The following is a 20,875-nucleotide window of genomic DNA, read 5'->3' as shown; positions in this document are numbered from 1 at the left end:
GGTATTTTCAGTACGCAGCCACCAACAGCGAGCTTCTTGGAAGCAACGTTATCGGTGCCAAGTACTGGCTGGGCGTGCTCCATGGATTTGTTGTATTTATTCGTATAAATATAATGATTAGGTGCTTTTTTAACCGGCGTCAAGTTCAAGAAGCACGTCAAGATGCCTTGTTACGTATAGATTCTCTAACGTGAACAAAAGAAAAGCATAATTTTATAAACGTGTTTGCTGGCGCATGCTGAGACCAAGTCTTATAGCGATGGAGCTGGACAGCATGTTTGGAATAAAAAGCAAAACGAAGCCTGAAGCATCGAGCTCTTCTATGGAGGAGGTGTCTTCTAAAACGGCACTTAATCAGCACTACTGGATGCCGTTTAGTGCCAACCGCGACTTCCATGCCCACCCGCGTGTGATCACCGGTGCGGAAGGGCGCTACTACATTGATGACCAGGGTCGTAAGCTGTTCGATTCACTTTCCGGGCTATGGACCTGCGGCGCGGGCCACAACCGTGAAGAGATTCAAAAAACCGTAGCGGCGCAGCTAGGTAGCCTCGACTTTGCGCCTGGCTTTCAAATTGGCCATCCGTTGGCGTTTAAACTGGCGGAAAAGGTGGCCAGCCTTACGCCAGCCGGACTGGATCATGTGTTTTTCACCAATTCGGGGTCAGAAGCCGCAGATACCTCGGTCAAAATGGCCAAGGCTTATTGGCGGCTAAAAGGTAAGCCAGAGAAAACGCGCATGATTGGCCGCGCCAAGGGCTACCACGGGGTAAACATTGGCGGCACCAGCCTGGGTGGGATCGGTGGCAATCGCAAACACTACGGTCAGTTGATGGATGTAACCCACCTGCCGCACACCCTTCAAGCGGGTCACGCCTTCACCCGTGGCCAAGCGGAAACCGGTGCCGAGCTTGCCGATGCATTGCTCGATCAAATCGCCCTACATGATGCTTCCACCATTGCTGCGGTGATTGTTGAGCCGATGTCCGGCTCGGCGGGGGTGATCGTTCCGCCGAAAGGTTACCTGGATCGGCTGCGTGAGATCTGCACTGCCCACGACATCCTGCTGATTTTTGACGAAGTGATTACCGCCTTTGGGCGCAGCGGCGCGACCACAGGCGCCGAAGCCTTTGGTGTCACGCCGGATATCATGAACGTAGCGAAGCAGATCACTAACGGTGCCATACCCATGGGTGCTGTGATCGCTTCCAGCGAGATTTTCGACACCTTTATGCATGCAGGCGGCCCCCAGCACGCCGTTGAATTTCCCCATGGCTACACCTACAGCGCCCACCCGGTGGCCTGCGCTGCGGGATTGGCCGCTCTAGAAATGATGGAGCATGAGAACTTCCCCGCTCAGGTTAGCGCTATCGCGCCTACCTTTGAGCAGAAGCTGCACGCTCTGAAAGGTCGCAATCATGTCGTCGATATTCGTAACTACGGCTTGGCCGGGGCGATTCAGTTAACGCCCCGCGATGGCGACCCAACGATTCGCCCCCGCGATGCGCATATGGCGCTCTGGGAAGCGGGCTTTTATGTGCGCTACGGCGGCGACACCCTACAGTTTGGCCCGCCCTTTGGCACCACCGAGGCCGAGCTAGAGCGGCTGTTCGACGCTGTGGCGACCACCTTGGATTCGTTGGCATAAGTGACTGATCTAAACTTCAGAGAGTTTAAATATGAGTAATGTTTCCCACCTGATTAACGGTGAATTAGTTCAAAGCCAGCGCACGCTGGATGTCACCAACCCCTCAACGGGCAAGGTGATTCGCCAAGTGGCTGACGCTGATGCCGCTGACGTAGAGCGTGCAATTGCCGCTGCCCAGGCCGCATTTCCCGCTTGGCGCGATACGCCGCCCGCCAAGCGTGCCCAGGTGATGTACCGCTTTAAGCAATTGCTCGAAGATAACGCTAACCGCTTGGTGCAACTGGTTAGTGAAGAGCACGGCAAAACTCCCGAAGACGCCATGGGCGAACTCAAGCGCGGCATTGAGAACGTCGAGTACGCCTGTGGGGTGCCAGAGCTGCTCAAAGGAGAGTATTCCCACAATGTAGGGCCGGGCATTGATGCCTGGTCAAACTTCCAGCCATTGGGTGTGGTGGCAGGTATCACCCCGTTTAACTTCCCCGCCATGGTGCCGCTGTGGATGTACCCCATGGCGATTGCCTGCGGTAATACGTTTATATTGAAGCCTTCGGAGAAAGACCCTTCGGCGGCCATGGCAGTAGCCGAACTGCTTCAAGAAGCGGGGCTACCCAAAGGTGTAATGAATGTAGTCCACGGCGGTCGCGAAGCGGTGGAAACGCTGCTGGATGCCAAGGCCGTTAAAGCCATTTCCTTTGTCGGCTCAACGCCAGTGGCTGAGGCGATCTACTCTCGTGGTTCCGCCGCGGGTAAGCGCGTTCAGGCGTTAGGTGGGGCGAAGAACCACGCCGTGGTGCTGCCGGATGCCGACCTGGAAAACGCCGCCAACACATTAATGGGCGCAGCGTTTGGTAGTTGCGGCGAGCGCTGCATGGCGATCTCGGTAGCGGTATGCGTGGGCGACGAGACCGCAGACCGTTTGGTTGAAACCCTACTTCCTAAAATCGCTCAATTAAAAGTCGGCCCCGGCACCAAGCGGGATCTGGATATGGGGCCGCTGGTGACCGCTGAGCACCGGGATAAAGTCCTCGGCTACATCGAAGATGGCGTAAAGGCTGGCGCGACACTGGTTGCCGATGGTCGCGACCTTCAAGTCTCAGGCTATGAAGAGGGCTATTTCGTGGGCGGCTGCTTGTTCGATAACGTCACCGCCGAAATGCGCATCTACCAGGAAGAGATCTTTGGGCCGGTGCTTTGCGTGGTGCGCGTGGGTAGCCTGGATGACGCCATGCAACTGATCAACGACCACGAGTATGGCAACGGCACCTGCCTGTTCACCCGCGATGGCGAAGCCGCCCGCCGCTTTACCGATGGTATCGAGGTTGGCATGGTGGGCGTGAATGTGCCGCTCCCGGTGCCCGTGGCGTACCACAGCTTTGGTGGTTGGAAGCGCTCGCTGTTTGGGGATCTTCACGCCTACGGGCCGGACTCGGTGCGCTTCTATACTCGCCGCAAGGCGGTCTCCCAGCGCTGGCCGTCGGTGAGCGAGGCCACCCGGGCCGAGTTCTCGTTCCCCAACAATCAAAGTTGACGTCTTAGAGTAACTAGGACATCTTCTCAGCACCGTCGCTCTGCGATGGTGCTTTTTTTGGTGCGTACTTCAGACGTATAGGGACGAGAACAGCGTGGCGAGAACCCAGGACGAAATTCGGCAAACCAACGTAAAAAAGATTCTCCAGGCGGCAGAGCAGTTGTTTGCCGAAAAGGGCTATGCAGGTGCTTCCATGGGCGAAATCGCACAACTGGCAGAGATCCCCAAGTCCAATGTGCACTACTACTTCTCGACCAAAAAAGCGCTGTATCAAGATGTTCTGTTAGAGCTTCTCGATGTGTGGAAACAGGACGCGCTCTGCTTCGAGCTCTACGATGATCCTCGTGTCGTGCTTTCCACCTATATTCGCGCCAAGATGAACCACTCCCGCAACCGCGCCCACGGCTCGAAAGTTTGGGCGGCCGAAGTCATGCAGGGCGCGCCGATTCTTAAGGAGCGCCTGCGCGACAACCTTTACGAATGGGCCAAGCTTAAGGAGTCGAAAATTCGCGAGTGGGTCGAGTCAGGTCAAATCAACCCCGTCGAGCCTTCCTACCTGCTCTATATGATTTGGGCATCTACCCAGCACTACGCGGATTTCGACTACCAAATCTACCTGCTCAACGACGACCAACCGCTGGATGACTTACAGTTCGAAAAGGCCGTGCAGTCGGTGACCTCGGTGATTTTAAAAGGGATTGGGCTGACGGCTTAAGGGCGCCTGCACACTAGCTGAACCAGGAAGGAGTTACTGATGGGCAATAACGGACAGCCTGTTATCGGGGTGGGCGCTATTGTGCTTCGCCCGGACGGAGCCGTGCTGCTTGGATACCGCGATAAACATGGAGAGTCGCCGTGCTGGTGCTTACCCGGCGGTCATGTTGATGCGGGGGAGTCATTTGAGACGGCAGCCCTCCGTGAAATGGCAGAAGAAACAGGCATTACCGAGTGGCAACGTGTGAAGATCCTGGTGATAACCCAACACCTGAGTAGCTCAGTCTCTACAGTTACCGGTGCAGTGTTAGTTACGGTGAAGCAGGATGCCGAAGCAGCATTGCTTGAGCCAGAGGTGTTTACTCAATGGCGTTGGTTTAGCCCCGGCGCTCTTCCCTCGCCGTTATTCGCGGCAAGTCAGGCGGTATTGTCATATTGGCTTGGCGATGAGTCGCCAAGCGGCTGGGAGACATATCCTATCGCTCAAGCAGAGTGAATTTTGCTATGTAGAGCGCAAGCTTTCCATCGGCACAGACGTATCAAACTTATGCCGCTTACGCGACAGTAACGTGCGGAACTTGCGCAGGTTGTCGTCGCCATAGAGCACGCGATCACAAAAGCTGTCGTACTCATCTAAATCAGCGACTGTCACGATCAATACAAAATCACACTCTCCGGTTACCTGATAGCACTGCTTTACTTCAGGGGCGCTCAGCGCTGTTGTTAAAAAACGCTGGTAGAGTGATTTGTTATCCCGCTCCATGGTGACTTCTACCACCATGTGCAAGCACTGCCCCAAGGCGTCAGGATTGAGTAGTGCTACCTCCTGCTCAATTATTCCAGCGTCGCGTAATCGATTAACGCGCTTTAAACAGGCAGAGGGTGAAAGCCCTATCTCGTCCGCTAGCGCTTGGTTGGTCAGGCTGGAGTTACGCTGAAGCTGATCAAGGATTCGTCGATCAATGGCGTCCATGAAATAAAATGTCATTTCTGCGCTCATAAAGAACGAATAGTGATTGTTAGTGCGGAATTGAAAAGAATATTCTGCGCCAGCCCCATTATCATAACCGTTGTTCAAATGATGGCAACGGGGGCTTGATGCAGATAAAAATTCATCATCTATGGGCTTGGGTAACTCACCTATTACAAGACGCGTTGCGCGTGTACCTGACGCTGCTCAAAATCCTGATTCCAGCATTGCTTATCGTCAAAGCATTAGAGCTCTTGGGTGTTATCGGCTGGCTGGGAACGGTATTAGCTCCCTTAATGAGCATACTCGGTTTGCCCGAGCAGTTGGGCGTTGTGTGGGCGGCGGCGCTCTTTACCAACTTGTACACCGCCATTGCGGTATTTCTCCAAGTAGCTGGTGATATGCACTTGAGTGTCGAGCAAGTGACAGTGCTGGGTGCATTAATGCTGGTAGGGCACTCAATTCCTGTTGAAGGGGCCGTTGCCAAGCGCGCTGGCGTACCTTGGTGGGTTACGTTAGTCCTGCGCGTAGGTGGGGCTTTGCTGCTTGCTTGGCTCTTGCACTGCTTCTATTCGTATTTTGGTTTGTTGCAAGCGCCAGTAGCATTGGTATGGCAACCAAGCTTGTCGACAGCGCCAACGCTAAGCAGTTGGGCTATTGCACAGCTTGAAACGCTAGCGCTTATCTTTGTGATTATTTTAGCGCTGATTGTGCTCCTAAAACTTCTGAAAAAGCTCGGCCTGGAGCGCTGGATTCATCTTGGTTTGCTACCGCTACTCAAGCTATTAGGCATTGGCCGTTCGGCAGCGAATGTAACGGTGATTGGTTTTACGTTGGGATTAAGCTACGGCGCGGGGCTGCTGATTCGGGATGTGCAGAACGGGGTGCTTAGCAAGCGTGATAGCACGCTTGCACTGTGCTTTCTCGGCCTCTGCCATAGCGTTATAGAAGACACGCTGCTGATCTTGATGCTGGGGGCCGATATAGCGGGCATTTTATGGGCACGGCTACTCTTTGCCGTTATTGTCACCGCTATGATTGCCCGTTGGCCCGCAACCACAATCAATAGGGCGCTACACCGGCTGCCGTAAGCGTAAAATGGATAGGCCCAATCCGATAAAAGCACTGCCCATCAGGCGATTGACCCATGTCACCCGCGAGCGACTGCTCAGCCAGCGGGCAAGATGCTTGGCAAGAGTGCCGTAGGTCATCAAGGTGACAAAGGAGAGTGCCATGAAGGTACCTATCATGATGGAGAACTGAGGAAGCAAGGCGCGCTGCGTATCCAAAAACTGTGGAAAAAGGGCAGTGAAGAACAGGATCGCCTTAGGGTTGCTCATGGCGACCAGTATGCCTTCACTGACAGTGCGCCATCTGGGAGTGGGTTTTGCCGGGCTGGTTGAGACCGCAAGGGAGGTGTTGCTGCGCCACTGACGAATGCCCAGGTAGATCAAGTAGGCTGCGCCGCCCAGTTTAAGCAGGTTGAACAGCACTTCCGAGGCGTTCAACACCACCCCCAGCCCCAAGACTGCTGCACTGGCCAGTATGAGTAGGCCAGTGATATTGCCCAGCGACGAAAGCGCCACGCGCTTGGCTCCTCCTGCCATGCCATTGCGCACCGCGACTAGAAAAGCGGGCCCGGGGCTGGCAATGCTGACCAGTGCCACGGCAACAAAAAGCAACCAAGTGGAAAGCAGCATGGGCGCATCTCCTGACGGGGTTGAAGTGACTCATCGCATTAATCCTAATGGATAACACCCGTGTAGACGACTAAAAAGCGTATTTAAGGTGTGGCGAATAAAATGAATGTGTTTCGCGCAATATAGGACTTGTCCTTTCGGTTTCCGGGTCAGGAAGTGGTCGGGTCGGCGACTCAAACTCTCAGCAAGCCTCTAATATCTCTTTTGACAGAGACTCCCCGTTCAGTGTGCGTGCGTACTGTGACAGCTAAACTTTGCTGGCGACCAAAAGGGCGGTCAGCGATCTTAGGCAATTCTGCCCAAAATACCGGATTTTGTAAGACATTCGCTATTGGGTTTGTAAGATATCTCTTAAAAATCGATGACTGAATTGATTTTGCTAGGAGATGCTGTAGTTTTTCCCGGCGTTGCTATCAGGGTTAAAGTCCTAAGCAATAAATGGCATCGACTTAATACGACTTTTTATAGAAGAGCCCTTTCTCAACAAGATGAAAAAGGGCGATCCCTCATGGCGGCATTCAGTATTGATGGCGCTTGTGTTTAGCCTTACTGGGTTTCAGGCGCATGCCTTTATTTATTTCGATTATTACCAGCTTTCCTACCGTCATCTTTACAGTACTGCTAAGTGTCGCCGTTCTTTACTGGTTAGTTTCGCTATCGGGATTGGTCGATAGCGACGTAGTCGAGGGTGATGTTGGCGAAGGCGGTTCGCTGGCGCTGGGTGGTTTACTGGCAACGCTGGGCTTGCACGGCGTTCCCCTGCCGCTAGTGATTACGCTGCTGGCATTAACCGGCTGGCTGTTTAGCTATTTCGCAATGTTGTTGTTAGGAACACACCTAAACCCAGGCCTGTTGCTGTGGGTGTTTAATGGCGTCGTGCTGATATTAGGGTTTGTTGTCGCCACTATTATCACGTCCTTGCTGATTCGCCCTATGCGGCCACTTTTTCGCCCCGCTCAGCACCTGCCTATTGAACAGCGTTTGACAGGTAAGCAATGCACGGTTCGCTCGGCAGAGGTGACAAAAGAGAAAGGCCGCGCCGATGCGCATATCGATGGTGACCATCTTATTTTGCAAGTGCGAAGCGACTCAGCGCTGGTGCGTGGTGAGCGCGCCATCATTATTCAGTACCTGTTTACTGAAGATGCGTACTGGGTGGTATCTGAAAAAGATTTTGAAGCCGGCTTAGCCGATTAATTGCCTTGGTGCAGGAGATAAAGATGGATTTGTCGTGGATCATGCCACTACTGGTTAGTGTCAGTGTGATTGTTATTGCACTGCTTGCAATACTGGCACTGTTTAAAGCCTTTTATCGAAAAATAGATCAAGGTCAGGCGTTAATCGTCAATGACCTCTCCACGACTCCTAAGGTTTATTTTACTGGCGCCATGGTGCTGCCCGTTGTTCACCGTTCCGAAACCATGAAGGTGTCGGTGATCACCCTGGAGCTCAATCGTACCGGGAAAGAGGGGCTGATTTGCCGCGATAATTTGCGTGCCGATATTAGCGTAGCATTCTACCTACGCGTCAATGCCACTGCCGAAGACGTCTTGCGCGTTGCTAAATCCGTTGGCGTAGGCCGCGCCTCCGATCGCGATGCCGTTAATGAGCTGTTTAACGCCAAGTTCAGCGAAGCATTGAAGACCGTCGGTAAAAAGATGGACTTTATGCAGCTCTTCGAAGAGCGCCAGCAGTTCCGCGACGCCATTGTTGAGACCATTGGTCAGGATCTTAATGGCTATATTCTCGAAGACGTTGCGATTGATTATTTAGAGCAGACGCCGAAAAGCTCTTTGGATCCGAACAACATCCTGGATTCAGAAGGTATCAAATGTATCACCGAGATTACCGCCCGGCACAATGTTGAGACCAACCGCCTGGAGCGCGACCAAGAGCTGGAAATCCAGCGCAAGAATGTATCGGCTCGCGAGGCTGCATTAGAGCTTGAGCGAACTCAGGCCGATGCCGAGGCGCGTCAGCGTCGTGAAATCGAAAGCTTGCAGTCTCGTGAGCAGTCCGAAGCCGAGCAGGTGCTTCAGCAAGAACGTGCGAAAAGCGAAGCCGCGCGGATTAAAACCGACGAAGAGCTAGCGATTGCCGAAGAGAACAAGCAGCGCCAGATCGAAATGGCGACCAAGGCCCGCGAACGTGCGGTACAGATCGAAGAGGTGCGCATTCGTCAGGCAAAAGAGCTTGAGGATGTGACCCGTGAACGTGCGGTAGAAATTGAACGAATCGGTATGGAAAAAGCGCTGGAAGAAGAGCGCAAAGAGATTGCCGACATTACCAGCCAGCGTATTGCAGTTGAGCGCAGCGTGGCGGAAGAAGAAGAGAATATTAACGATGTGCGCAACCGCGCCGAGGCGGAGCGCCAGAAGGTCACTCGCTTGACCGCTGCTCAAGCCGAAGCGGAAGAGCGCAAGCTCAAAGAGGTGCGCGCCGCGGAAGCAGTCTTCGAGCGCTCCAAGCTGGAAGCGGAGGAAGCGGTTATTCGCGCCCAAGCCGATCTGGATGCGGCAGAGAAGAAATCCGCCGCAGAAGAGAAGCAGGCACGCGGTCACCAAGCGCTTGCCGCCGCAGACGGGCTGGCCGAAGCGCAAGTGCTGGAAGCGCGTGCTCACGCCCAGCGCAGTGAAGGCTTTGCCCTTGCCGAAGTTAAAACGGCCAATGCGAAAGCTGACGAAGATGCCGGGCTGGCGGAAGTGCGTATTCTTGAACAGCGCCTTGAAGCCGAGGCCATGGGCGAGGAAAAACTGGGCACTGCAAAAGCGCAGTCCAGAGAAGCAATGGCCAAAGCCGAAGCGAATGGCTTGGTCGAGAAGCTGCGCGCTTACGACAATATGTCCGAAGAGGCTCGCCACTTCGAAGAGTTCCGTATGAACCTGGAGGTTCACGAAAAAGAAGTCATGGCGCAAATCGAAGCTCAGCGCATCGGTATGCTCGAAAATGGCAAAGTAATGGCTGCCGCGATGCACAATGCCAAGTTTGAACTGATTGGTGGCGACAGTGATGTGTTTGAAAAACTCACCGCTGGCCTAGGCTACGGTAAAGCAGTTCAAGGCGTGCTTGATAAATCACCAGCACTGCAAGCTACCCTTGCGGGCTTGGCAAATCGTGCCATGAGTTCTGGCAAATCTTCCGAAACTGCCTAAAGGATAGGGCGGCTCTCTATGGGGAGAGCCGCCCTACCTTTGTCGTTAGTGTCGCGCCAAGCGGCCGGTGACCTATCCAGGCAGTTTTCGTAAAAGCCTAAGACCGCAACTGTCACTCAATTGCGGTCTTTGCTATTTCTAGTGAGCACTTTTCAGGATGAATACCTATGTTGAAGGAGCATGCTTCGGTTGAAAATATCGTCAGAGAAAGCACCGCATTCGAGACGATTCAGCGGCGGTTGAGAACCCAGGGCGGCGAACTGGGCGCTTCGATCGGAGAGCTGAACGCCGCCCGCGCTGACGTTTTCGGTAGCAGCAGTATGGCGCTGCTGGGCAGGGCCAGGGTACGTACCGAAAATAACGCCATTGCTCGCGATATGGTACGCATTGGCGAGCAAATTTTGTTTGGCTTTAATGTTCAATTAGGGCTGCGCAAAGAACTGGAAGCGAGCGATATTTTTGCGCTCTACCACCTCAAAGATGATGAAGAGGGGCTTGAGTTAAGTGAAGCGCCACTGGCGAATAGCTTCCTCACCGAGAGCCGCTTTGTTCAGGATTTCAAAGAACTCCAGAAATACTACAGCCATGCCACGCTGGTTCAACTGGTCACCCTTAACAATAAGCTGCTAATTGCTTTTCAAATCGGTGAAAAACTAAGCGACCTGCGCGTCTTCCGGTGGGAGTTAGCCGCCAGCGGCGAGGTGAGCCGCTATATCGATAATCGCGGCGAGCGCGACCTGATCTTGCCTGACCGCTTCGCTTTTTCCTGGCAAACCGCAGGCCGGGATATGCAGGAGCAGGGTCGCGCGCCCCATCTGAATATCCTTGATACCGTCTTCGTGGACAACCTGCGCGGACACATTACCTTCAAGATTGAGAACAACACCAGCAGCGGCGAGGGTGTCTTTAGCGACCCGGTGGAGTCAGACTCCCAGTCGCTGGACGATGCCAGCTTTGAATATGCTGATCTTGGTGCGGTGGTGCTGATTCGTATTTTGCCCTTCAATGAGCAACAGTGGCGCTACTACCTTTTCAACCGTGCTGAGCAGCACGTTAAACGTGTCGATGCCATGGCGGGCTCCGTCGTTGAGCTGCCGGAAAACCACGGCCTGATTTTTCCCTCAGGCTACTACTTAAATACGGGTGAGTTGACCACCTACGAAGTACCCGAGGAAGATCTGCGCTTCAAGCGCATGGTGCGGTCGCCAAACGGCGAAGATGTTCTCTACACTTTCTACGCGCCGCAAACCGGGCAGGTGGTGCTTTATCGCTACAACTTGATCCGCAAGCAGGTCGATACCCCCATGGTGGGGCACGGGGCGGCGATACTTGAAAACGGTCACCTAGCGATTTTTTACGCTGAAGACGAGCCTACGCTGGTTCATCCTATCCAGGTATGGGCGACGCCCTTTATGTCGGAGCGCTTCCATGCCCAGGATGCGGTGCGTAACGACACGCCACTAGGCCGAATTGGTAACCCGGATCTAGTACGCGGCATTGCCGAGCTCAATAGCATCGTGCAGCTCGCTAACGAGCAGCAGGCGTCAGAACGGCACTTTAACGCCATCATCCGGCGGGTTGACCGCACGCTGAACCAGTTCCACTGGATTGGCGAGGATGATTTTCAAACGATCCAGGCCGCGCTTGAGCAACTGAAGCACACCGCTGAACTGATGCTCGATGAGTATGAGAAAGTCCAGGCGATTCGTGCCCAGACAGCCCAAGCGCTCGATGAGGTTGAAAAACAGCAGGCGACGCTGCTTCGGGAGTTAAAGCCCAGCAGTTGGAAAACCCCCGATCTATTTGTTACCTACCTGAAGCACTTACGCGACCATCGTGGGCGCCTGATGGCGTTGCGTGAGCGCCGCTACCTGGATGAAGAGCGCCTGCAAACCTTAGAGCAAGCGCTGGATAAAGCGGAACAGTCGCTGACCCAGCAGACCTTTAGCTTTCTTGCTCAGCCAGAAGCGCTGGATGGCTACCGGGAAACCCTGGCGACGTTGAAAGAGCAGGTGGGCGAGGCGGAAAATCGCCAGCAACTGGCGGAGTGCGTGGAGCGCTATCGCGAATTGACCGCGGGCCTGGATATGATTCAAGGGCTGCTGTCGTCGATGTCCGGCGGCGATGCTATTGAGCAGACGCGGATTACCGAGAACATCTCCAGCATCTACGCCTCGATTAATCAGCAGCGCTCCGAAGCGGAGATCCGTTTAAGAGAGCAGGGGAGCGCAGAGGCTCAGGCGCAGTTTGCGGCCCAGATTCGCTTGTTTGAGCAGAGCCTGGCTAATGGTGTTGGCGCGCTGCGGGAACCTGATGACTGCGACCAGCTGATGACGCGTATCCTCGATCAACTCCAGGAGCTGGAGAGTCAGTTCGGCGAATTTGATGAATTTTTAACCACCATTCTTGAGCAGCGTGAAAGTGCCCACGAGAGCATCGAAGCACGCCGCCAGCAGCTGCAGGATGAGCGTCAACGTCGCGTCTCTACTCTAACGGACGCCAGTCAGCGGATTTTGGCCAACGTGGAGCGCCGTACGGAACGCTTTGAAACCCTCGAAGAGCTGCATAGCTTCTTCGCGGCGGATGCCATGGTCGGCAAAGTGCGCAGCATGATCGATGAGCTGCGCAATATGGGCGGCAATCTTGAGGCGGACGATATCGCCGGACGCCTGCGCTCCTCCCAAGACGCCGCCATGCGTAGCGTGCGCGACCGTTCCGATATTTATGAATCCGGTGGTGATGTTATTCGCCTGGGGCCACGCCACCGCTTCAGCGTCAACCAGCAGCATCTCGACTTAACCCTGGTGCCTCGCCAAGAGCGCATCATGCTGCATCTGACGGGCACCCAGTATTACGAGCCGCTTGAGGATGAGCGGCTGACCGAGCTGCAAGACTACTGGAGTATGCTGCTGCCTTCCGAAAGCCCCACTGTCTATCGCGCCGAGTATCTTGCCTATCGTTTTATGGGCGAGTTGGCGCAGCCCGGTGCTAAGCCGGTTAATGTGGAAGATTTCAGCGAGCTTCAGCGTCAGATTGCCAATTTTGCTTCGCCGCGCTATCGCGAAAGCTACGAAAAAGGCATTCACGACCACGATGCTGCATTAATCGTACGCACCCTGTGGCCGGCTCGCCAAAGTGCTGGTCTGCTAGGCTTTGGGCCGCTGCCCCGGGCGCTGGCGATGCTGTTCTGGGCCGACCGTATTCATGATGAAGACGCGACCCGCAACCTGCGCGCCCGCTGCCTGTCGGCGGGTATTTTGTGCCGCATTATGAACAACGAGGATCTGCTCAATGCCTTGATCCATGAAGTACAGCCGCAGCTTAACGCTTTTGTAGCGGCCCAGCAGATCAACTGCTCGGTGAGTGAGATAAGCAGTGCCACGGACTTTCTGGTGCGCCAACTGGCGGAAGAGGGGGAGCGTTTTCCGGTCACCCAGTACGCCGCCAGCCTGGTGGAAAGCTTTACCACCTCCATGCAGCAGCAGGGGCACTACGCACATTTCCAAGAGGCCCTGGCCGTGGTGGCGGGTAACCCCGGCGCCCGCTGGGTGATCACTTCCCACTGGCTGCAGGCCCACGCTGGGCAAGCCAAGCAAGAGGCATTGCTGCACTACCTTCCCGAAGCGATTGCCATGCTCAACACGGCTGACCGGCTAAGCACCGCCACCCATAATGTTGAGCTAGCCTTCACCGTTACCGGCCTACTGGGCCAGCACGGGCGCCTGGAACAGCAGCAACTAACCCTACAGTTGGACGATTTTCAGGAGCGACTGCGCCATCACGAGCAGGTCGTTATACGCGACTGGACGGCACTGCAAGAGCGTCGTCAGCTGATTTTACGCGAGCAGCGGGAGCGTTTGAGGCTTGAAGAGTACCTGCCGAAGCCACTCAACTCCTTTGTGCGGAACAAGCTAATTACCGAAAGCTACCTGCCCATTATTGGCGATAACCTGGCCAAGCAGATGGGAACGGTAGGTGATACGCGGCGAACGGATAATAGCGGTTTGCTGATGATGATCTCCCCGCCCGGCTACGGTAAAACCACGCTTATGGAGTATGTGGCGAACCGCTTGGGGCTGATCTTTATGAAGATTAACTGCCCAAGCCTTGGTCACGATGTGACCTCGCTGGATCCTGAGGCTGCCACGCATTCCACCGCCCGGGCCGAGCTGATCAAGCTCAACCTCGCCTTTGAAATGGGCAACAACGTGATGCTCTATCTGGATGATATTCAGCATACTCACCCGGAGTTTTTGCAGAAGTTTATCTCGCTATGCGACGGCAGCCGTCGGGTAGACGGTATCTGGAATGGGCGCACCAAGACCTACGATATGCGCGGTAAGCGTTTCTGTATCGCCATGGCGGGTAACCCCTACACCGAAAGTGGCGACGTGTTCAAAGTGCCTGACATGCTGGCCAACCGCGCCGACGTTTATAACCTGGGCGATGTATTAAACGGCATGGAGGAGGTGTTTGCGCTCTCCTACATCGAGAATGCCATGAGTGCCAATACGGTGCTTGCCTCTTTGGCCACACGCGGTATGGACGATTTCTACCGCTTTGTTGATATCGCCATGGGTCGGGAGGTGCCGAGCACCGACTTTGAACACGACTATAGCGCCGCAGAGCGCGAAGAGATCGTGGCGGTGCTGAAGAGTATGTTTAAAGCACGAGAAGTGGTGCTGCGAGTTAATCAACAGTACATCGCCTCCAGTGCTCAGGCTGACGAGTACCGTACCGAGCCGCCGTTCCGCCTACAGGGCAGCTATCGCAATATGAATCGGTTGGCGGAGAAGATGTCACCGATACTTAGCGACGATGAGCTTGAAGCGATCATTGATGATCACTATGTCGGGGAAGCGCAGCTGTTAACCCTGGGCGCCGAAGAGAATTTACTCAAGCTGAAAGAGCTTAGAGGCACTTTGAGCGAAGCGGAAAAGCAGCGCTGGGAAGATATCAAACGTGAGTTCCAACGTCGGCAGCTAACCGGAGGCAATGAAGAGACCGGTGCCTTGGTGGTTCGACAGTTAAGCTTAATTGCGGAAGGGGTTGGGCAGTGGGGGAAGGTAAGGTCGGGGGAGAGTTGATGCCGACTACATTTCCGCCCCCTGGTTAATCATTTGTTATCGATAATGATGCTGGGTCTATAACAAATCAGCCGCTGTTAATCAGCGGCTGATTTTTTATCTAAAAGCCCCCACCTAAAGCACGTAATCAATAGCGGAGAAAGGATTTTCTGCCATTAAGAAAGCGCGTAAATCGGCTTTTTGAGCGTGGTTATGTAGCCACTCACGAACGTCGCAGGCTTTTTGATAATCGGACTCGCCAAATTTGCTGCGATAAAGATTTTCAAAGGTGTCACTGGTCTTTTCCTGACGTATCCGCTTTTGCCAGGCGTCTGTCAGTATGCTGTTCAAATTGCCAGCCAGTCCTTCCGCAACCAGCATTTCCCACTCACCTTTATTCAACCAAACGCCCCCAACGCGGGCGCTATAGTCGATTCGGTGGGCATTATCTTTAGTAATGCGAAACTTACTCATAATGCCGCCGGTCACTGGGCAAATCAGTGCGCCTACGGTGTCTCCAGCTTCAATGCTCTCAACACAAATGTCATCAAACACGTGTTCGGGATGACGCTCTTTCCAACTTATGTAATCTTCAATCAATATCCAATTTCCGCCGCAGTTGTTGCAAGTATGACTGCGGAAAAGAGCATCAATAAAGCTGGGGACTAAGTTCCCTTGTTGGCATGCGGTACATTTCATTGGCGCGTTCCTGCTGTTAAGTCCATGATATCTTTCTCATGTACGAAAGTTGTCACAAAGGCTAATTAAGAGCAAGTTGTCACGCCGAGAAATTAACACTTAAAACTTAACCGATGCCTGCAGGCTAACTTCCAGTGGGTCGCCGACCACTAAAAGGAGGTTTCAGGCGATTCGTAGGGAGGGGCCGATAGTTCTAGTAGTTCCTGGGGTGGCTCTTTATACAAAGTGGGTTCCTGACCCAGTCGCTCGGCCATGAAACTGATAAAAGCACTGAGTTTCGGCGGAAGATATCGAGTTGGTGGATAAAGCACCCAGGCCTCGCCGCAATAATAATGGGTCTTGAATTCCCATTCCGGAAGTACTTGGACGATATGTCCCTGCTGCAACGCATGGCGAGCAGTGAAGTACGGCAAGCTGCCAATGCCAAGGTGTTGCAAGACCGTATCCAGCCTTGCACCAGTGTGATTGACCGCATAGCGACCATGCACATTGACGCTCACGTTCTTGCCGTTGCGTTGGAATTTCCAGCGGGAATCACCGGGCTCCTCGCCCAGAAAAATGCAATTGTGCACTTTCAGATCGTGCGGGTGCTCTGGTGTGCCTTGACGCTTGAGATAGTCCGGCGTCGCGCAAAGCATGTGGTCGATGTCAATGAGCTTTCGCCCCATAAGACCTGGTGAAGGGCGATCAGTAATGCGGATTGCTAGATCCACCTGATCATCGATCAAGTCCACATAGCTGTCCTTGAGCTGTAACAGAACATCGATTTTGGGATAACGCGCCAGGAAGTCAGGAATGTGGGGGTGGATGACAAAACGTCCTACCGCCTTCGGCACACTGACTCGTATTAGACCTTGTGGTTCTGGGTCGAACTGCCCGGAAACGGCCATCACGGCTTGCGCTGCGCTCACCATATCGACGCAACGTCTATGAACCTCATGCCCGCTTTCGCTCAGCCGCAGTTTGCGGGTCGTGCGCTGGAGCAGCCGGGTACCCAGCGCCTTCTCCAGGCGGGCAACCGAGCGGCTGATTGCCGAGGGCGTTGCGCCCAACTGGCGTGCCGTTTCTGAAAAGCTGCCGGTTTCGACCACCTTGACGAAGACCGCCATTTCACCCAACAGGGCGATCATCTTATTTGTGCTCATGAGGCAAAAAATATTTGAATTTACGCTGGATTATCGCAGCCGCTCTTTATTAATACAATTGATAGTCGATGAGAGAGGAGCGGATATATGACACCGGATTATCTGGCGGAATTTCTCGCCCTGGCCGCCATCCACTTTCTTGCAGTCGTGGCGCCGGGGCCGGATTTCGCCGTCACGATTCGCCAGAGCGTGCTCTATGGGAGGCGTCTAGGCATCGCTACGGCGGTTGGCATTGGTGCCGGTATCTCGGTACATGTGATCTATACCTTGCTGGGGGTCGGCGCGTTGATGCACACAACCCCCTGGTTACTGAGTGCGGCCGAGTTGGTGGGCGGAGCCTACCTGTTATATCTCGGCGTCACGTTCATTCGGCAGGCAGGCAAGCACACAACCGGGCTGGCGCTGGATGCCGCAGCCGAGACAGGGGCAAGGAGCTTTCGTCAGTCGTTCGCGCTGGGGTTTCTGACCAATGCGACCAACCCCAAGGCGACGCTGTTTTTCTTGGCTTTGTTCACGACTGTGGTCAGTGATTCGACGCCATTGCGCATTCAAATGTTTTATGGCGGCTGGATGTGCCTGGTCAATGCCGGTTGGTTCGTGTTGGTCAGCCTTGTGTTCACCAGCCCGCCTGTTCGCGAGCGCTTTCTGCGTATCGGTCACTGGTTCGAGCGGTTGATGGGAGTGCTGCTCATCGCCTTTTCGATGCGTTTGTTGTGGGGGATCGGAGGAATGCTGTTCACTTTTTCACAATGAGAAGGGGGCTCAAATCTTGTGCGCGGAATAACTGGTAGCTCTGTCTAGTCCTGAAATAGATTGACACCTATTTCACCTCAAAACGCCCGACGTACTGTATCGGGCGTATTCAAGCACTAGCCTTCCGGCTTTGGCAGCCGTCACATTTGGTTGAAGCCTATAAAGGGAATTCCCTGTTCAAAACTTAACCGACGCCTGAAGGCTGACTTCCAGCGGGTCGCCGACCACTACCCGTGTGCTGCCACCGCTTGAGGGGTAGTAAGTAGTATCGAACAGGTTCTTGGCGTTGAGCTGCAGGTGCAGGTTGTCGCCTAGCCAAGGGGTATCCCAGCCGATAAACGCATCGGCGACGGTGTAGGCGTCTAGCTGGAAACTATTGTCGGCATCGCCTTCGCGCTCACCCACATAACGAACCCCGCCGCCCAGGCGCCAGTTGCCCAGTTCCGGGCCGGTAGCTAGGTCGTGAGCCAAATAAAGGCTTGCGGTGTGGCGTGCGGCGTTGGTTAGCCGGTTACCCTCGGTACCTTCGGTATCTTTCAACACCTCGGTATCGGTATAGGCGTAAGCGCCTAACAGCGAAAGCTGATCGGTCAACTGGCCGGAAACCGTTAGCTCCACACCCCGGGAGCCCGCTTCGCCTACCGTGCGGGTGACGCCGTTGTCGGAGACGGCGACATTCTCCTTGCGGATATCAAATAGCGCAGCGGCTAACGAGAGCTGGTCGTTCCATAGGTGTTTGACGCCGATCTCACTGCCCATACTGTGCTCAGGATCCAGCGTCTTGCCCGTATCGCTGTCGGCGCCATTGGGCACAAAGGCTTCGCTATAGCTGGCATAAACCGACGTATCCGGAGTCAGGCGATGCAGCAGGCTGACCGACGGCAGGAAAATATCGTCGCTGATATTGGTGGCGGTCACGAAGGGGCGGCCACGGCCACCAAACTGCTCATAGCGGGTATAGCGCCCGCCTAGCCCCAGCGTCCAGCGGTCGTTGAAGTGCCAACGGTCATTGAGATAAACGCCGGTCGTATTAATCTCATCCAAGCGGTTGCTTCGCGAGGTGTTAAGGCGATCTCTATCCAGATTAAGACCGCCGTAGCTTATATCATAAATATTCTGGTCGGTGACCGCCGAGCCGCGATACACATCGCCCACGTAATCCCGGCGGCGTTCGTGATCAATCCCGACGGTCAGGTCGTGACGCATGTCAGCCAGAGTGGCGGTACCGGTGGTATCCCAGGCGGTGTATTGCACACGGCGGTCAAAGCCATAATTAGCGTCTGCACGGCGGGTTAGTGCGCCGGTATCTTCATTCACACGCAGTACCCGCGGTTGGCCATCGCTGTACTGGCGGCGGTTCCAGCCGTAGGTCAATCTTGTCGACCAGTTGTCGTTGATATCCTGCTCCCACCAGGCGGTGACCGCTTCGTCGTGACCAAATACCCGCGACCAGGGTTCATCGAAACGGCGGTCATTGGGTACCTTGGCGGGCTCACCGTCGACAATCACCGTGCCGCGATCCAGATCCAGGTCGTAGTCGCGATACTCATAGGAGATCTGCGCGCGACTGTCGCTGCCTTCCCAGCGTAGCGAGGGGGCAACGGTAGTGCGTCGATTGTTACCGAAGGCTCGAAAGGAGTCTTCATCTTCATGGTGGACGATAAAGCGGAAGGCAAGCCCGGTATCGGCAAGCGGGCCAGTGACATCGACGCTGGCATTGCCGCCACCCAAGGAGGTGGCTTCGGCGCTGATTTCGCGCTGCCACTCGTACTCAGGGCGTTTGGTCACCAAATTGATTACCCCGCCAGGATCCTGCTGGCCTTGGAAGAGCGAGGCTGGCCCTTTGAGCACTTCGACATGATCCACTGTCGCCATGGAGAAGGTGCCCCGGGGCTGGCGAATGCCGTCGATCAACGTCGAACCATCGCTGTTGCTGCCAAAGCCGCGTTTGATATAGCCATCCTCGGTGCCCCCCATATTGTTGCCTTCGGTGACCCCCGCAACCATCGCCATCGCCTCAGTGAGGCTGTCGATATTATGATCGGCCATCACCTGGGCGGTGACCGTCTCTACGGTGCGGGCTTCTTCCAGAAACGACACCGGCTGTTTGCTGGCCAAACTAGAACGCTGGGCACGATAACTCTGCGGGGCCACGTCAGTGAGGCGATCCGAAGTGACGATCAGTGTTTCTGAAACTGTTTCTGAAGTAGTCTCGTTGGCTTGTTGCGCGAAGGCATATGGCAGCGGGTTCAGCAGTAGCAGCGGCGAAAACAGTGCAATGGTTCGAGAACGGCGCATGGGCGGTATAGATCCTTTTTGTCGTCAGTGGGTGGAATGAGCAAGCGTTATTGCGCGTTGAGTGCGCCCCAGAAATGTCCCTCGCGGCTTAGCGCTGGTGGGGCGGGCAGCAGCGCGTCGAAGGTAGCGGCCGGGTCGAGGTCGGCGAAGCGTTCGGGGTAGAGCCATTGGGCAATGCGTTCTAGTGCCACAATGGCAAAGGGGCCTTGGTGGAAGCCGTGCCAGAGCGCGTAGAACTGACCTTGCTGAACGGCGTCGAGATGCTGCCAGCCGGGCAGTTCGTGGCTAAGCGAGCGCAGGCCTTGGGCAATCTCCGCATCGCTAATCCCAAGTCCCACGCTGATGCCATCTCCTGCTGCCCATTGCCCCGCGGTATTGATAACGACGTCGGGCGGGTGGCTCAGCACCCACTCGTTGCTTAGCGTCGCCGAAGCGCCGGGGGTTAACGCATCGGCGATATTCTCGCCGCCTGCCCGCGCGACCAGGTCGGCCAGCCCGTTTCTTAAATTGGTACGGCAGCAGTCGACTTTGACTCCAGGGGCGACATTGATCAGTACCCTGGGCGGTTCAGTGGGATGCTCTGTCAACTTCAGCTCTGCCAAACCCTGGTCGATACGCGCCAAGCGCTGTTCAATCAGAGAGATCATACGATTGGCCCGTGGCGTCGCGTTTAATGCCTCACCTAAAAGTGCCAGGCTTTTGGGCGTGTTTTCCAACGGGTGGCGGTTAAAGTCGATAAACAGGTAGGCAATGCCCAACTCGTCGAGTAGCTGCGCCAAAGGGGAGCCTTCAACACTGCTGGCACGTGAGAGATCAAACAGCACCAGATCCGGGGCCAGATTCAGTAGCGCTTCGCTATCGAGCTGGGGGGTTGGCGCGTGTGAAAGCGTAGGCAATTGGGCAAGCGCGGGCCACTGGGTAGTAAAACGTTGGGCCATGGAAGGGTCGAACACGGCCAGCGGATAGGCCCAGCCCGCCAAGTGTTCGGTCGGGTTATCCAGTAAGCTGGCTAGCGCATAGAGCTGGCGCGGCTGGGTAAGAAATAGCCGTGATGGCGGTGCTGAAAGCGTTACCTGGCGCCCGGCGAGATCGGTAAGTTGTTTGGGAAAGCCCGCCTGTGAACCGGCTGCCCAACAAGCGGTAGTGCTTAACAGACTGATCCAACACAACAGATTGATAGCCAGGTGGCGCATTGGGTTATC

15 protein-coding genes are annotated in these 20,875 nt (G+C 55.0%); 9 read left to right on the top strand and 6 right to left on the bottom strand.

Annotation, left to right across the window (positions count from 1 at the left end; all coding sequences use genetic code 11):
- Nucleotides 1-274 precede the first annotated feature (274 nt).
- The 4 genes from aptA to HALTITAN_RS00485 all read left to right on the top strand — a co-directional run bounded on the left by aptA (nt 275) and on the right by HALTITAN_RS00485 (nt 4,386).
- Complete coding sequence (gene aptA / locus HALTITAN_RS00500) at nt 275-1,648, top strand: omega-aminotransferase AptA (RefSeq protein ID WP_039857325.1); 1,374 nt, start codon at nt 275-277, stop codon at nt 1,646-1,648.
- Nucleotides 1,649-1,679: 31 nt separating this feature from the next.
- Nucleotides 1,680-3,176, top strand: coding sequence for a CoA-acylating methylmalonate-semialdehyde dehydrogenase (locus HALTITAN_RS00495; RefSeq protein ID WP_009285914.1), 1,497 nt, complete (start codon nt 1,680-1,682; stop codon nt 3,174-3,176).
- Between the two features lie 94 nt (nt 3,177-3,270).
- The gene (locus HALTITAN_RS00490) at nt 3,271-3,891 is read left to right on the top strand and encodes a TetR/AcrR family transcriptional regulator (protein ID WP_039857323.1); all 621 of its coding nucleotides are present in this window, start codon (nt 3,271-3,273) and stop codon (nt 3,889-3,891) included.
- 39 nt (nt 3,892-3,930) lie between these two features.
- The gene (locus tag HALTITAN_RS00485) at nt 3,931-4,386 is read left to right on the top strand and encodes a nucleotide triphosphate diphosphatase NUDT15 (RefSeq protein WP_039857320.1); all 456 of its coding nucleotides are present in this window, start codon (nt 3,931-3,933) and stop codon (nt 4,384-4,386) included.
- Between the two features lie 6 nt (nt 4,387-4,392).
- Here HALTITAN_RS00485 and HALTITAN_RS00480 read toward each other — a convergent pair whose 3' ends face one another.
- Nucleotides 4,393-4,863: an Lrp/AsnC family transcriptional regulator gene (locus HALTITAN_RS00480; protein ID WP_039857889.1), complete on the bottom strand. Its 471-nt coding sequence runs from the start codon at nt 4,861-4,863 to the stop codon at nt 4,393-4,395.
- 125 nt (nt 4,864-4,988) lie between these two features.
- On the opposite strand from HALTITAN_RS00480, the gene HALTITAN_RS00475 reads away from it, so the two are divergent.
- The gene (locus HALTITAN_RS00475) at nt 4,989-5,951 is read left to right on the top strand and encodes a nucleoside recognition domain-containing protein (protein ID WP_039857318.1); all 963 of its coding nucleotides are present in this window, start codon (nt 4,989-4,991) and stop codon (nt 5,949-5,951) included.
- On the opposite strand, the gene HALTITAN_RS00470 is transcribed toward HALTITAN_RS00475, so the two are convergent.
- Entirely contained in the window at nt 5,934-6,560 is a 627-nt protein-coding gene (locus HALTITAN_RS00470) for a LysE family translocator (RefSeq protein ID WP_009285911.1), read from the bottom strand. The genes HALTITAN_RS00475 and HALTITAN_RS00470 overlap by 18 nt on opposite strands.
- Nucleotides 6,561-7,124: 564 nt before the next feature.
- Here HALTITAN_RS00470 and HALTITAN_RS00465 point away from each other — a divergent pair.
- The 3 genes from HALTITAN_RS00465 to HALTITAN_RS00455 all read left to right on the top strand — a co-directional run bounded on the left by HALTITAN_RS00465 (nt 7,125) and on the right by HALTITAN_RS00455 (nt 14,799).
- Nucleotides 7,125-7,757, top strand: a complete 633-nt coding sequence (locus tag HALTITAN_RS00465; protein ID WP_039857316.1) for a hypothetical protein — start codon at nt 7,125-7,127, stop codon at nt 7,755-7,757.
- A 23-nt stretch (nt 7,758-7,780) separates the two neighbouring features.
- A complete protein-coding gene (locus HALTITAN_RS00460) occupies nt 7,781-9,712 on the top strand; it encodes a flotillin family protein (RefSeq protein ID WP_039857314.1) in 1,932 nt (643 codons plus the stop codon).
- A 167-nt stretch (nt 9,713-9,879) separates the two neighbouring features.
- Nucleotides 9,880-14,799, top strand: a complete 4,920-nt coding sequence (locus HALTITAN_RS00455; RefSeq protein WP_009285908.1) for a DNA repair ATPase — start codon at nt 9,880-9,882, stop codon at nt 14,797-14,799.
- A gap of 114 nt (nt 14,800-14,913) precedes the next feature.
- Here HALTITAN_RS00455 and HALTITAN_RS00450 read toward each other — a convergent pair whose 3' ends face one another.
- Both HALTITAN_RS00450 and HALTITAN_RS00445 read right to left on the bottom strand, forming a co-directional pair.
- Nucleotides 14,914-15,477: a TFIIB-type zinc ribbon-containing protein gene (locus HALTITAN_RS00450; RefSeq protein ID WP_009285907.1), complete on the bottom strand. Its 564-nt coding sequence runs from the start codon at nt 15,475-15,477 to the stop codon at nt 14,914-14,916.
- A gap of 149 nt (nt 15,478-15,626) precedes the next feature.
- Entirely contained in the window at nt 15,627-16,607 is a 981-nt protein-coding gene (locus HALTITAN_RS00445) for a LysR family transcriptional regulator (RefSeq protein WP_236614911.1), read from the bottom strand.
- A gap of 102 nt (nt 16,608-16,709) precedes the next feature.
- Between HALTITAN_RS00445 and HALTITAN_RS00440 the strand changes: the two genes are divergently transcribed.
- Entirely contained in the window at nt 16,710-17,375 is a 666-nt protein-coding gene (locus tag HALTITAN_RS00440; protein ID WP_009285905.1) for a LysE family translocator, read from the top strand.
- Between the two features lie 177 nt (nt 17,376-17,552).
- On the opposite strand, the gene HALTITAN_RS00435 is transcribed toward HALTITAN_RS00440, so the two are convergent.
- Both HALTITAN_RS00435 and HALTITAN_RS00430 read right to left on the bottom strand, forming a co-directional pair.
- Complete coding sequence (locus HALTITAN_RS00435; protein ID WP_009285904.1) at nt 17,553-19,673, bottom strand: TonB-dependent siderophore receptor; 2,121 nt, start codon at nt 19,671-19,673, stop codon at nt 17,553-17,555.
- Between the two features lie 47 nt (nt 19,674-19,720).
- Nucleotides 19,721-20,866 carry an ABC transporter substrate-binding protein gene (locus HALTITAN_RS00430; RefSeq protein WP_009285903.1) on the bottom strand — a complete coding sequence of 382 codons (1,146 nt, stop codon included), beginning with the start codon at nt 20,864-20,866 and terminating at the stop codon, nt 19,721-19,723.
- Between the last annotated feature and the right edge of the window lie 9 nt (nt 20,867-20,875).

This window comes from Vreelandella titanicae BH1, from assembly GCF_000336575.1.
Taxonomy (GTDB): domain Bacteria; phylum Pseudomonadota; class Gammaproteobacteria; order Pseudomonadales; family Halomonadaceae; genus Vreelandella; species Vreelandella titanicae.
This window is presented reverse-complemented; position numbering and strand designations above follow the sequence as displayed.